We start from the raw sequence: 11,978 nt of genomic DNA, 5'->3' as shown, positions 1-11,978 counted from the left end.
GGCACCGGCCGTCGTCGTAATCGGGGGCGCCGTGCGGCGGCCGCCAGTGCGCGGGCTCAGGCGTCCTGGTAGCCGTGAGGGTTGTTCTTCTGCCAGCGCCAGTGATCCTGGCACATCTGGTCGATGGTGCGGGTGGTGGACCAGCCGAGGTCGGTCAGGGCGGCGGTTGGGTCGGCCCAGAAGGCGGGGAGGTCGCCGGGTCGACGGGGGGCGATCTCGTAGGGGATGGGCTCGCCGACGGCCTTCTCGAAGGCGTGGTGCATCTCCAGGACGCTGGTGCCGGTGCCGGAGCCGAGGTTCCAGCGGTGCACGCCGTCGTGGTCGCCCAGGTAGTCCAGCGCGGCGGCATGGCCCTCGGCGAGGTCGACGACGTGGATGAAGTCGCGCTGGCAGGTCCCGTCCGGAGTGTCATAGTCGCCGCCGAAGACCATGAGCTTTTCGCGCCGGCCGACGGCGACCTGGGCGATGAAGGGGACGAGGTTGTTCGGGATGCCCTGGGGGTCTTCGCCGATGCGGCCGGAGGGGTGCGCCCCGACCGGGTTGAAGTAGCGCAGCAGTGCTATCCGCCAGGCGGGGTCGGCGGTGCCGAGGTCCGTGAGGATGTCCTCGATGTGCTCCTTGGTGCGCCCGTAGGGGTTCATGGCGCCGATGTCCATGGTCTCCACGTACGGGATGGGGTTGCGGTCCCCGTAGACGGTGGCGGAGGAGGAGAAGACGATGGTGCGCACGCCGTGGCGTTCCATGGTGCGCAGGAGGGCGATGGTGCCGGCGACGTTGTTGAAGTAGTAGTCCAGGGGGATGGCGGCGGACTCGCCGACGGCCTTGAGGCCGGCGAAGTGGATGACGGCTTCCGGGGTGTGCTCGGCGAAGGCGGCGTCGAGGGCGGCTTCGTCGGTGATGTCTGCCTGGACGAGGGCGGCCTGACGGCCGGCGAGTTCGGCGACGCGGCGGAGTGCCTCCGGGCTGGAGTTGGACAGGTTGTCCACCACGACGACGTCGTGGCCGGCCTCGAGGAGGGTCAGGACCGTGTGTGAGCCGATGTAGCCGGTGCCGCCGGTGACGAGGATGCGCATGGCCTTCATCCTATCGATCCCAGGCACGACGGCGCGCGGCCAACGTCGCTCTGATGCCCCCGTGGGGCACAGGTGTGCTAGAGAGGGGGAGTGCCCAGGAGAGTTGACGCGGCCGAGCGCCGCCGTGAGGTCGTGGATGCCGTCAAGCGGATCGTCGTGGCGGACGGGCTCGCACGCGTGTCCCTGCGGGAGGTGGCCGGCGAGGCGGACCTCGTCGTCGGGTCGGTGCGGCACTACTTCGCCACGTCCTCGGACCTGCTCATCTGTGCCTTCGACGATGTGATCGACTCGGTCCTCACCCGCGTCCTCGCCGCCTCGCCTCTCGGCCGCGGCTCGGGACACCCGGGCGCGGAGGGCCTTGTGGCACAGCTGTGCCAGCTGCTCCCGCTCGACGAGGAGCGCGCCGTCGACCTCTGCGTGTGGAGCGAGTTCAAGCTCGCGGCGAGGACACGCCCCGAACTTGCAGCGACCGCCGAGCGCGGGCACAGGAGCCTCGCCGCCGCGCTGGGGGGTGCGGTGCGGTCGCTGCGGCCGGAGCTTCCCGACGAGGAGCTCGTCGTCGAGGCAGAGCGCCTCCTGGCCACTGTCGAGGGGCTGGGGCTGCACGCCCTGCTCCAGGGCCGCTGGCTGGACGCGGCGCTGTGCCTCGCCGTGGTGCGGGCGCAGGTCGCCAGCCTTGCGGCGGCGTCGCCCCGGCTCTCGGGTTCCTCCGCGGGAATACACTGAGAAGGCAGACGGCAAGGAGCTATGACGCATGCACCACACTGGAGGACCCGGCTGGCGGATCACCACGGACACGTCCGGGCCGATGCTCTTGGCGCTCTACCTCAAGGACTGTGCAGGGCTCAACGGCGCGGGCATGCCGCCGGTGGCCCCGGCGCATCCGAAGATCCGCGAGAGCGACCACCAGCAGATCACCCAGCATGTGGGCGGCATCCCGGCGCTGCGCCGCGAATGGGAGGCCTGGTGGGCTCAGCTGATCCAGAACCACCCCGAGATGAGCCCCGAGCTCGTCCCCCCGGGTTTCAGCGCGTTCCGCTCGGCCCCGGCGCTCCAGCGGTCGCTGCAGGCGCACTTCGGCACGGCCCTCACGTGGGCGCGCGAGCGGCGGAGCGAGTACGAGCAGCTCGAGAAGAAGCGCGAGGAGCGCGGGGACTTGGACGTGCTGCGGGAGCTGGTCGAGGAGCGGCAGCTCGAGGTCGGCAACTGCGGCCGGAGCTTCGCCCTGACCATCATCGAGCTGCCGCTCGCGGAGGACAGGGCGTGGCTCGTGGACGCGGACAAGCTGATCATGAGCGAGTCCCTTCTGGAGGACAAGGAGATCTTCCGCAGCTACCTGCGGCCCGTGATCGAGCTCCTCGTCTGAGTGGCGCCGGCTAGGGAGCCTCGGCCAGCTGGACGGTCACGACGCCGTTCGGCGCGGCGGACTCGGTCCAGCCGCGGTTTCCGTCGCGGATCCACGAATGCCCCGCGACGTCGACCCGGACGACCGCGAGCTCCTTGGCGTTCGCGACCGCCCACTGCGCGATGGACCAGGCGCGGGTGCCGTCGGCAGGGATGCTCACGGAGCGGCCGGCCGTGCTCGCCTCCATGGCGCCGTACGCCACGGTGAGCTCGGAGCGCAGGGTCTTGGGGTCGCCCGGGGCGTCGGGCTTGCGCAGGGTGCACGTGAGGGAGGCCTGGGAGTTTCCGGTCAGCGCGGAGGCGAAGGCTCGCCCCATGTCCTCGTGCTGGGCGTAGGCCTGCGGGAACCCCGATCGCTGGACCTTCTGTGCGGCATCCGTGATGGGCAGCGTCTCGTAGCCGGGGATCTTCACGAGACCGTCGTAGAACGCGTTCGTCGAGTACACCGCGTCCATGATCTGCGCCTCGGTGCCCCACCCCTGCGAGGGCCGCTGCTGGAACAGGCCCCTGGAGTCGGGGCCGGCCCCGTCGCCGTAGTTGATGTTGCGGAGCTTGGACTCCTGCATGGCCGTCGCGAGCGCGATCGTCGCCGCTCGCGGCGGCAGTCCGCGGCGGACGGCGATCGCCGAGATCAGCGACGCGTTGGCCGCCTGGTCGGTCGCGAGAGACTGCTTCGCGTCCCCGAGGAGGGCGGTGCAGCCTTCGACGACCGGGGTATCGCTCCTGTTGAACACCACCGCCGCGATGTACACGCCCACTCCGACGAGGGCGAGCGCGACAAGGACGGTGAGGGCGCGCCGCACTCTGCGGGCGAGGGCCATCCGGGGTGCTCCTTGAGGTCGTGATCGGGATCGGGGGTCAGGCTGCCGGGCGGGCAGGGCCGGGCGGGACGCGGGCGCCCGCCCGTGTCGACCCCGCGCACGACCCCGCGTGCCCGCCGTGGCGAGTGGGCGGCGTCGTGCGCGGGGCCGCGGGCGCGTCAGTTGGCGTGCAGCGCCTCGTTGAGCTCGACGGTCTGGCCGCTGCGGGGCAGCACCTCGACCTGGCCATTGGTGGAGTTGCGCCGGAACAGCAGGTTCGGCTGGCCGGAGAGCTCGATCGCCTTGACGACCTTCTCGGCGTTCTCGCCGAAGGCGTCCTTGAAGCCGCTGATGCGCACCCGGGTGCCGGCGGTGACGTACAGCCCCGCTTCGACCACCGAGTCGTCGCCGATCGAGATGCCCACGCCGGAGTTCGCGCCCAGCAGGACGCGCTCGCCGAGGGCGATCCGCTCCTTGCCGCCGCCCGAGAGGGTGCCCATGATCGACGCGCCGCCGCCCACGTCGGTACCGTCGCCGACGACCACGCCCGCCGAGATGCGGCCCTCGACCATCGAGGCGCCGAGCGTGCCGGCGTTGAAGTTCACGAAGCCCTCGTGCATCACGGTGGTGCCCTCGGCGAGGTGGGCGCCGAGGCGCACGCGGTCGGCGTCGGCGATCCGCACGCCTGCGGGGACGACGTAGTCGACCATGCGCGGGAACTTGTCCACGCCGTAGACGGTCACGGCGCCGCGGCGGCGGAGCTTCGCGCGCGTCGCCTCGAAGCCTACCGGGTGGCAGGGGCCGTAGTTGGTCCAGGCGACGTTGGGGAGCTTGCCGAACAGGCCGTCGAGGTTGACGGTGTTGGGCTGCACGAGGCGGTGCGAGAGGAGGTGGAGGCGCAGGTACGCATCCGCCGTGTCCGCAGGGGCCTGGTCGAGGTCGATCTGGACGAAGACGACCTTCGTCTGGGTGCCGCGGTCGGCGTCGTCGCCGTTCTCGGCGGCCTCGACGAGCTCGGCCGGGGCCGCGTCCACCACCGCGTCGTCGGAGAGGTGCTCCGTCGCCGCGCCCAGCGTCGGCGCGGGGAACCAGACGTCCAGGACGGTGGCCTCTCCCGCGGCACCGTCGGCGGCGGGAGAGGTGTGGATCGTGGCGAGGCCGAAGCCGTGGGCAGCGCGGGATGCGGCAGGGGTCTCAGTCATGCTCCCCAGTCTATCGGCGGGGCGCAGGGGCCTTCGAACTATGCTGGGCGGGTGACCTCCGCCGCACCCCTGACCCTTGACCTCTCGCAGGACGTCGCCCTGCTCACGGCCGCGCTGCTCGACATCCCGAGCGTCTCCGGCCAGGAGGCCGCGATCGCGGACGCAGTCGAGGCGGCGCTTCACGCGCAGACGTCGCTCGAGGTGACGCGGGACGGCGACGCGGTGGTCGCCCGGTCCGCCCTCGGACGCAGCGAGCGCGTGATCCTCGCCGGCCACCTCGACACGGTTCCCCTGCCCTCGGCAGAGGGCGCCCGCGGTACCGTGCCGTCCTCGTGGGACGGCGTGCCGGGGGAGGGCCTGCTCTGGGGCCGGGGCGCGACCGACATGAAGGGCGGCGTCGCCGTCCAGCTCGCCCTCGCCGAGCGCCTGTTCCCCCGTGACGCGCACGACGCCGCCGCGCCGGCTCCCGCGCGGGACGTCACGTTCGTCTTCTACGACCACGAGGAGGTGGAGGCCGCCAAGAGCGGCCTCGGCCGGCTGGCCCGCAACAGCCCGGAGCTGCTGGCCGGAGACTTCGCGATCCTGCTCGAGCCGACGGACGGCACGGTGGAGGGCGGCTGCAACGGCACCCTCCGGGTCGAGGCCACCACCGTGGGGGAGGCGGCCCACTCCGCCCGGGCCTGGATGGGGAGGAACGCGATCCACGCGGCGGCCCCGATCCTCGCCCGGCTCGCAGCGTATGAGCCCGCGACCGTGACGGTGGACGGGCTCGACTACCGGGAGAGCCTCAACGCCGTCGGGATCGCCGGGGGGACCGCGGGGAACGTCATCCCGGACCGCTGCACCGTCACCGTCAACTACCGCTTCGCGCCCGACAAGAGCATCGACGAGGCGGAGGCGCACGTGCGCGCGCTCCTGGAGGGGTTCGACGTCGTCCGCACCGACGGCGCCTCCGGCGCGCGGCCCGGCCTCACGCATCCCGCCGCCGCGGCGTTCGTCGCCGCGGTGGGGCAGGAGCCGAAGCCGAAGTACGGCTGGACGGACGTGGCGCGGTTCTCCGATCTCGGCGTGCCGGCGGTGAACTTCGGGCCCGGAGACGCCCTGCTCGCGCACAAGGACGACGAGCGTGTCTCCGCCGACGCGGTGCGGGCGTGCCTGCGCGCGCTCGAGTCCTGGCTCGCGACGGGCTAGGGAGCGGTCCGGACAGACAACTGGGGGCCACCTCCGGCTGGTTGGGAGCGGACTCCCGGCCAGCCGGAGGTGACCCCCAGAAGGTGACCCCCAGACGGGGGGATGGGTCAGATGTTCGTCGAGGCCTGCTGCGCCGCGGCCATCGCGGCGGTGCCCTTCTTCGGCCCCGAGACGCGCTGGCTCCTGCGGAGCCGGCTCTCGGCGTACTTCGCGAGACCGGACAGGATCAGGCACATGCCCACGTAGAGCACGCCGGCGACCATCGCGGCGGGGACAATCGGCGAGCCGTACTGCGCCTGCGACCCGAAGTACTTGGCCTGGAACAGGATCTCGTTGTACGTCACGATGAAGCCGAGCGCCGTGTCCTTGAGGGTCACGACGAGCTGGGAGATGATCACCGGCAGCATCGATCGGACAGCCTGCGGGAGCAGGATGCTCTGCATGACCTGGTACTTCCGCATGCCGATCGCGAAGCCGGCCTCCCTCTGGCCCTTCGGGAGCGCCTCGATGCCGGCGCGGAACACCTCGGCAAGCACCGATCCGTTGTAGAGGATGAGGGCGACGACGACCGCCATGAACGGCGTGACGCCTTCGCGTATGCCGATCGACGGGAGGCCGTAGTAGATCATCATCATGAGGATGAGGACCGGGACGGCCCGGAAGAGCTCGGTGAACCAGTGGAACGGAACGGAGACGCCCCTGTGGTCCGAGAGCCGGCCCACCGCGAGGATGATGCCCAGCACGAGGCTTCCCACGGCGGCCACGGCGAAGGCCGAGAGCGTAGCTCCCACCGACTGGAGGATGGTCTGCTGCACGAGGGGGAAGGTGAAGATCTTCCACTTCGCCTCCGTGAACTGCCCGCTCTCGGCGAAGCGCCAGATGACGAAGGCGATGATCGCGAGGATGAACAGCGTCGAGATGACACCGAGGACGAGGTGACGGGAGCGGGCCTTGCGCCCGGGGGCGTCATAGAGGACAGAGGTCATCGGGCCACCCTCCACTTCTTCTCGAAGTAGTGCTGGATCTGCGCGAGGATCAGGACGAGGATCACGAAGAACAGGGCGACCCAGAGGAGGCCCTCCATCGCCGGGTAGCCCCGCTCGGACAGGTTTGCGCGGATTGCGCCCGCCTCTGCCACGGAGAAGCCGGCGGCGACGGTCGTGTTCTTCAGGAGGGCGATGAGCACGCTGAACAGCGGCGGCAGGACCGAACGGAACGCCTGGGGCAAGATGACCAGGGTCAGCGTCTGGGCGAAGGGGAGCCCGATGGCCCGGGCGGCTTCAGCCTGCCCGACTGGCACGGTGTTGATGCCGGAACGCAGCACCTCGGCGACGTAGCTCGCGGTATACAGGCTCAGGCCGATGGTTGCCGCGGTCATGAAGTCGATCTCCGAAAGCCCGAGCTTGGGATAGCCGAGGGCGAAGAAGAACAGCACGAGGGTCAGCGGGGTATTGCGCACGACGTTGACATAGAGCGTGCCGAATGCCCGCATGGCCGGGATCGGCGAGACTCTCATCGTGCCGATGACTGTGCCGAGCAGCAGCGCGAAGAAGCCGGAGACGACGAAGAGGATGATGGTGTTCTTGAACCCTGTGATGAACAGGTCGAGATTGTCGAAGAGGGTGCTCAAGGCAGCCTTCGCTTTCTAGCCGGAACGGCGGTGGGCGGGACGACTGCGCCCCGCCCACCGTGCCTATCAGTAGTTTTCGACGGCGGGCTGCTCGACCTTGGTGCCGGACTTGCCGAGTGTCGAATCGTAGATCTTCTGCCAGGTGTCCTTCCCGTTGGTCAGCGTGTCGTTGATGAACTTGCGCATGGCGGTGTCGCCCTTGGGCAGGCCGATCCCGTACTTCTCCGTGGTGAACGGCTTGCCGACGACCTTGAGGGCGTCCGGCTCCTGGGCCGCGTAGCCGATGAGGATGGCCTGGTCGGTCGTCACTGCATCTACCTGCCCGCCCTTGAGCGCCTCGACGCACTGCGAGTAGGTCTCGAACTCGGTGGTCTTGGTCTGCGGGTAGTTCGCCTTGATGTTCTGGATCGGCGTCGAACCCGTCGCAGAGCAGACGTTCTTGCCCGCGATGTCCTTCTCGCTGTTGATCGTGGAGTTGTCCTTCTTCACGAGCAGGCCCTGCCCGGTGACGAAGTACGGGCCCGCGAAGTCGACCTGCTGCTTGCGCTTGTCCGTGATGGAGTACGTTCCGACGTAGAAGTTGACATCGCCGTTCTGGATCGCGGATTCGCGGTTCGCGGAGGGGATCGGCTTGAACTCGATCTTGTCCTTGCCGTACCCGAGAGATGCCGCCATCCACTTGGCGATCTCGATGTCGAAGCCGCTGTACTCGCCGGTGGCCGCGTCCTTGAAGCCGAGCCCGGGCTGGTCCTGCTTGACCCCGATGACAACCTTGCCGGCCGACTTGATCTTGTCGAAGGTGGGGCTGCCCGTGAGGGAGACGTTGTTCGCCACCGAGTACGGGGCGGCGGACTCGGAGGACCCGCCTCCGGTTCCGCCGCCTCCGGAGCTGCCGCCGCAGGCGGACAGGGCCAGGGCGAGCGCCGCGGTGGTGGCGGTCAGCACGGCCTTTTTCTTTCCGAAGAGTGCCATTCGAGCATTCCTTTCTTCACGGGCCAGCCGGCCCAGGTGCGAGCAGAGGTGATGCAGGTGGGTGCTCAGTGGGTGAGCAGCTTGGAGAGGAAGTCTTTCGCGCGGCTGCTCTGGGGGTTCGTGAAGAACTCCTCGGGAGCGGCCTGCTCCACGATCTGGCCGTCCGCCATGAACACGACGCGGTCCGCGGCCTTGCGCGCGAACCCCATCTCGTGGGTCACGACGATCATCGTCATGCCCTCCTTGGCGAGCTGGACCATCACGTCGAGGACCTCGTTGATCATCTCGGGGTCGAGGGCGGATGTCGGCTCGTCGAAGAGCATGACCTTCGGCTTCATGGCCAGCGCCCGGGCGATCGCCACGCGCTGCTGCTGGCCGCCCGAGAGCTGCGCCGGCAGCTTGGGTGCCTGCTGGGCGACGCCGACGCGCTCCAGCAGCGCCATCGCGTCCCTCTCAGCCGTCGCCTTGTCCACGCCCTTGACCTTGATGGGGCCGAGGGTGACGTTCTCGAGGATCGTCTTGTGCGCGAAGAGGTTGAAGGACTGGAACACCATTCCGACGTCGGCGCGCAGGCGCGCCAGTTCCTTGCCCTCCTCGGGAAGCCTCTTCCCGTCGATGTGGATCTCGCCGCCCTCGATTGTCTCGAGCCGGTTGATCGCGCGGCAGAGCGTGGACTTGCCGGAACCCGAAGGACCGATCACCACGACGACCTCGCCCTTGCTGACTTCCAGGTTGATGTCCTTGAGGACGTGGAGCTGGCCGTAATGCTTGTTCACGCCCTTGACAGAGACGAGCGCAGTCGCCGTTGTGTCGGTAGTCATAGGGAAAATGTAACGGAGATTATCGGCTCGCACTCCGAGCCAGGCACGGCGACGCCCCAATCGTGATTGAAGCGAGACTAGCCTTGAGGCATGAGCACTGAATCCCGGTCGTCAGACGAAGCCGAAGCGCCGAGGCCCGGCGCCCACGTCCCGTGGCGGCGCAAGGGGCCGATCGAACTTCGCCGCCGGCAGACGCAGCAGGGCACTGCGGACCAGCATCTTCTCGACACCCATGGGGCCGGCAGGTTCGTCCACACCGATCCCTGGCGCGTGATGCGGATTCAGAGCGAGTTCGTGGAAGGGTTCGGTGCGCTCGCCGAACTCGGCCCCGCCGTCAGCGTCTTCGGCTCGGCGCGTACCGTCCCCGGGAGCCCCTACTACGACACGGCCGTGGAGATCGGCCGGCTGCTCGCCACGCGGGGCGTGGCCGTGATCACCGGCGGAGGACCCGGGTCGATGGAGGCCGCCAACCGGGGCGCCGTCGAGGGCTCGGGCATCTCGGTCGGCCTGGGCATCGAGCTGCCGTTCGAGACAGGCCTCAACCCGTGGGTCGATCTTGGCATCAACTTCAGGTACTTCTTCGCGCGCAAGACGATGTTCGTCAAGTACGCCCATGGGTTCGTCGTGCTTCCCGGCGGCCTCGGCACCCTCGACGAGCTCTTCGAGGCGATGGTCCTCGTCCAGACCGGCAAGGTCACGTCGTTCCCCATCGTGCTCGTGGGCAGCAGGTTCTGGGGTCCGCTCCTGGACTGGCTCCGCCAGACGCTGGTGTCCGAGGGCATGATCTCCGAGCGGGACATGGACCTTGTCGGGGTCGCGGACACTCCCGAGGAGGCGGTGAAGCTCGTGCTCGCCGGCTTCGAGGAGGACGAGCGGCGCGGGGGCATGTTCGGCAGCGCCGAGGAGGAGTGGGCCGACGCCGATGAGACTGGGTGGTACGGCAGGCCGGAGCAGCTCGGGACGGCGGACGGCGAGTGAGCTTCTTCCTCGTCTTCCTCGCCATCGTCCTGGCAGCGGGCCTCGCGTGGTTCGCCGTCGGCGTCGCGAGAGGCAGGCGGCCAGCGGACGCGGCGGTGCTGGAGGGGCTGGAGGAGCCCGATTCGTCGCTGGCCCCCGTCCTGCTTCCCGAGCATCCCCGGCCCGAGGATGTCGACCGGGTCCGCTTCTCCCTGGCCTTCCGCGGCTACCGCATGGACCAGGTTGACGAGGTCCTCGAGCGTCTGCGGGACCGGATCAGCGTCCAGGCGGCGCTCATCGAGGCCCTCACGAATCAGGTGAACGCGTCCCGAGAGCCGCGTGACTGAGCAGGACCCGGCCCCCGCACCGTACCGCGTGCACGCGGCGCTTGGGGGAGCAGTGCGCGCCGCTGCCTCACGCTTCGCGGCCAGCCCCTGGGGGCTACAGGTCCTCGCCGTGTACGCGGCGTCGCGCGTGGTCGGCTTCCTCGTCTTCTCCGCGGCGGCGCTCCAGCAGGGGGTGAACCCCTGGTTCCCGCCGCAGCCGGACTACTGGCGCTTCGTGCAGATCTGGGACTCCGAGTGGTACGGCCGGATCATCCAGCACGGCTATCCGTCCGAGCTTCCGCGCTCGGCGACGGGCACCGTCCAGGAGAACGCGTGGGCGTTCTACCCTGTCTTCCCGCTGCTCGTGAAGGGGCTCTCCGCCGCGAGCGGTGTGCCGTGGCAGGCCGTTGCCCAGACAGTCGCCGTCGCGGCGGGCTTTGCCGCGGCGCTCATCGTCTACCGGCTCTTCCGGCACCGCGCGGAGCACCGCACCGCCCTGTGGGGCGTGGCCTTCGTGGCCTTCTTCCCGGTCTCGGCCATCCTCCAGGTCCCGTACGCCGAATCGCTAGGCCTCGCCCTCCTGGCCTGGGCGCTCCTGTGGGTCGTGGAGCGCCGCTACCTCGCTGCGATGCCGGTCGTGGCTGCGATGTGCCTGACGCGCCCCATCGGCACCCCCTTCGCACTCATGGTCGCGGGCCTGTTCGCCGTGCGGTGGTGGAACCGGCGTACGGAGGGCACGACGGCGGGTGAGCTCGCCCGGGTGGCGGGGCTCGCCGTCGTCAGCGGGGCTTCTGCGCTTGCGTGGCCGGCCCTTGCCTGGGCGGCCACCGGCGAACCGGCTGCCTACACCCAGACCGAGACGGTCTGGCGGGGAGGCCCGCTCGAGTTCTTCGTGCCGTGGTTCGACACCGGCGTCTTCCTCTTCGGCCCAGTGCTCGGCCTGATCGCGCCCCTCGTCCTCGTCGCCGTGGCCGCGCTCTGCCTCACGAGCACGCCCGTGCGGCGGCTCGGCGTCGAGATGCAGCTGTGGTCCGGGGCGTACATCCTGTACCTCCTCGCTGTCCTGCACCCCCAGACGAGCACGTTCCGGATGATGCTGCCGCTGTTCCCGCTCGCCCTCGCGGCGGCGGGGCTCTCGCGATCCGCCGTGTACCGCTGGATGACCGTGGTCTTCTTTGTGCTCCTGGAGATCGTGTGGGTGGTGTGGCTGTGGGTGTGGTCGCAGCTTCCCGGAGGCGGCGACTGGCCGCCGTGACCCGGACGCTTCCGCGGTCCAGGATCGGCACGCCCGTACCGGTGCGTCCTACCCCGGGGTACGCCGGCTGGTAATGTTGTCAGCAGCACACAGTGCACACGACCAACTGGAGGGATGAGCGCATGGCAGCCATGAAACCGCGTACCGGAGACGGTCCGATGGAGGTTACCAAGGAGGGCCGTAGCCTCATCATGCGGGTGCCACTCGAGGGCGGCGGACGCCTGGTCGTGGAGCTCAACGCGGACGAGGCCGCGGAACTCAAGGAATGCCTCGTCGGAGTGACCGAGTAGTCGCCCCATCAGCCTTCCAGCGAGGGCCGGTCCCCTGCGGGGCCGGCCCTCGCTGTG

14 protein-coding genes are annotated in these 11,978 nt (G+C 69.6%); 7 read left to right on the top strand and 7 right to left on the bottom strand.

Translation table 11 applies throughout. The annotated features are described in order from the left end of the window. Positions 1-56 precede the first annotated feature (56 nt). A complete protein-coding gene (gene galE / locus ABD298_RS05530) occupies positions 57-1,073 on the bottom strand; it encodes a UDP-glucose 4-epimerase GalE (protein ID WP_344298651.1) in 1,017 nt (338 codons plus the stop codon). 90 nt (positions 1,074-1,163) lie between these two features. On the opposite strand from galE, the gene ABD298_RS05525 reads away from it, so the two are divergent. Then, entirely contained in the window at positions 1,164-1,799 is a 636-nt protein-coding gene (locus ABD298_RS05525; protein WP_344298649.1) for a TetR/AcrR family transcriptional regulator, read from the top strand. 28 nt (positions 1,800-1,827) lie between these two features. Next, on the top strand, positions 1,828-2,439 hold the full coding sequence (locus ABD298_RS05520) for a hypothetical protein (protein WP_344298648.1): 612 nt from the start codon (positions 1,828-1,830) through the stop codon (positions 2,437-2,439). Positions 2,440-2,449: 10 nt separating this feature from the next. Here the strand turns inward: ABD298_RS05520 and ABD298_RS05515 are convergent, their stop codons facing one another. Together ABD298_RS05515 and dapD are read right to left on the bottom strand one after the other, a co-directional pair. Beyond that, positions 2,450-3,298, bottom strand: coding sequence for a hypothetical protein (locus tag ABD298_RS05515; protein ID WP_344298647.1), 849 nt, complete (start codon positions 3,296-3,298; stop codon positions 2,450-2,452). Between the two features lie 158 nt (positions 3,299-3,456). Further along, a complete protein-coding gene (gene dapD, locus ABD298_RS05510) occupies positions 3,457-4,479 on the bottom strand; it encodes a 2,3,4,5-tetrahydropyridine-2,6-dicarboxylate N-succinyltransferase (protein ID WP_344298646.1) in 1,023 nt (340 codons plus the stop codon). Between the two features lie 51 nt (positions 4,480-4,530). On the opposite strand from dapD, the gene dapE reads away from it, so the two are divergent. Then, complete coding sequence (dapE, locus tag ABD298_RS05505) at positions 4,531-5,670, top strand: succinyl-diaminopimelate desuccinylase (protein ID WP_344298645.1); 1,140 nt, start codon at positions 4,531-4,533, stop codon at positions 5,668-5,670. A 107-nt stretch (positions 5,671-5,777) separates the two neighbouring features. Here dapE and ABD298_RS05500 read toward each other — a convergent pair whose 3' ends face one another. From ABD298_RS05500 to ABD298_RS05485, 4 genes are all read right to left on the bottom strand, one after another. Beyond that, complete coding sequence (locus tag ABD298_RS05500) at positions 5,778-6,656, bottom strand: amino acid ABC transporter permease (protein ID WP_344298643.1); 879 nt, start codon at positions 6,654-6,656, stop codon at positions 5,778-5,780. After that, on the bottom strand, positions 6,653-7,300 hold the full coding sequence (locus ABD298_RS05495; protein ID WP_344298642.1) for an amino acid ABC transporter permease: 648 nt from the start codon (positions 7,298-7,300) through the stop codon (positions 6,653-6,655). Before ABD298_RS05495 ends, ABD298_RS05500 begins: the two co-directional genes overlap by 4 nt. A gap of 66 nt (positions 7,301-7,366) precedes the next feature. Next, positions 7,367-8,272: a glutamate ABC transporter substrate-binding protein gene (locus ABD298_RS05490; RefSeq protein WP_344298641.1), complete on the bottom strand. Its 906-nt coding sequence runs from the start codon at positions 8,270-8,272 to the stop codon at positions 7,367-7,369. Positions 8,273-8,337: 65 nt separating this feature from the next. Beyond that, positions 8,338-9,093, bottom strand: coding sequence for an amino acid ABC transporter ATP-binding protein (locus ABD298_RS05485; RefSeq protein WP_208709518.1), 756 nt, complete (start codon positions 9,091-9,093; stop codon positions 8,338-8,340). A 90-nt stretch (positions 9,094-9,183) separates the two neighbouring features. On the opposite strand from ABD298_RS05485, the gene ABD298_RS05480 reads away from it, so the two are divergent. The 4 genes from ABD298_RS05480 (at position 9,184) to ABD298_RS05465 (ending at position 11,921) form a co-directional block, all read left to right on the top strand. Next, positions 9,184-10,071 (top strand): LOG family protein, encoded by an 888-nt coding sequence (locus tag ABD298_RS05480; protein WP_344298640.1) that lies wholly within the window; start codon positions 9,184-9,186, stop codon positions 10,069-10,071. Then, on the top strand, positions 10,068-10,397 hold the full coding sequence (locus ABD298_RS05475) for a DivIVA domain-containing protein (RefSeq protein ID WP_344298639.1): 330 nt from the start codon (positions 10,068-10,070) through the stop codon (positions 10,395-10,397). The genes ABD298_RS05480 and ABD298_RS05475 overlap by 4 nt, the downstream gene beginning before the upstream one ends. After that, positions 10,390-11,631, top strand: coding sequence for a hypothetical protein (locus tag ABD298_RS05470; RefSeq protein WP_344298638.1), 1,242 nt, complete (start codon positions 10,390-10,392; stop codon positions 11,629-11,631). The genes ABD298_RS05475 and ABD298_RS05470 overlap by 8 nt, the downstream gene beginning before the upstream one ends. A 122-nt stretch (positions 11,632-11,753) precedes the next feature. Then, complete coding sequence (locus ABD298_RS05465; protein WP_208709512.1) at positions 11,754-11,921, top strand: DUF3117 domain-containing protein; 168 nt, start codon at positions 11,754-11,756, stop codon at positions 11,919-11,921. Positions 11,922-11,978: the final 57 nt, after the last annotated feature.

Origin of the sequence: Sinomonas flava (assembly GCF_039531875.1) — a bacterium.
Lineage (GTDB): Bacteria > Actinomycetota > Actinomycetes > Actinomycetales > Micrococcaceae > Sinomonas > Sinomonas flava.
Note: the sequence above shows the minus strand (reverse complement) of the source record. Positions and strands in the feature narration are given on the sequence as shown.

Excerpts from the sequence above, each read along its gene's own strand:
- galE (WP_344298651.1), bottom strand. The coding sequence starts at position 1,073 with ATGCGCATCCTCGTCACCGGCGGCACCGGCTACATCGGCTCACACACG.
- ABD298_RS05520 (WP_344298648.1), top strand. The coding sequence starts at position 1,828 with ATGCACCACACTGGAGGACCCGGCTGGCGGATCACCACGGACACGTCC.
- ABD298_RS05515 (WP_344298647.1), bottom strand. The coding sequence starts at position 3,298 with ATGGCCCTCGCCCGCAGAGTGCGGCGCGCCCTCACCGTCCTTGTCGCG.
- dapD (WP_344298646.1), bottom strand. The coding sequence starts at position 4,479 with ATGACTGAGACCCCTGCCGCATCCCGCGCTGCCCACGGCTTCGGCCTC.
- ABD298_RS05500 (WP_344298643.1), bottom strand. The coding sequence starts at position 6,656 with ATGACCTCTGTCCTCTATGACGCCCCCGGGCGCAAGGCCCGCTCCCGT.
- ABD298_RS05490 (WP_344298641.1), bottom strand. The coding sequence starts at position 8,272 with ATGGCACTCTTCGGAAAGAAAAAGGCCGTGCTGACCGCCACCACCGCG.
- ABD298_RS05485 (WP_208709518.1), bottom strand. The coding sequence starts at position 9,093 with ATGACTACCGACACAACGGCGACTGCGCTCGTCTCTGTCAAGGGCGTG.
- ABD298_RS05480 (WP_344298640.1), top strand. The coding sequence starts at position 9,184 with ATGAGCACTGAATCCCGGTCGTCAGACGAAGCCGAAGCGCCGAGGCCC.
- ABD298_RS05465 (WP_208709512.1), top strand. The coding sequence starts at position 11,754 with ATGGCAGCCATGAAACCGCGTACCGGAGACGGTCCGATGGAGGTTACC.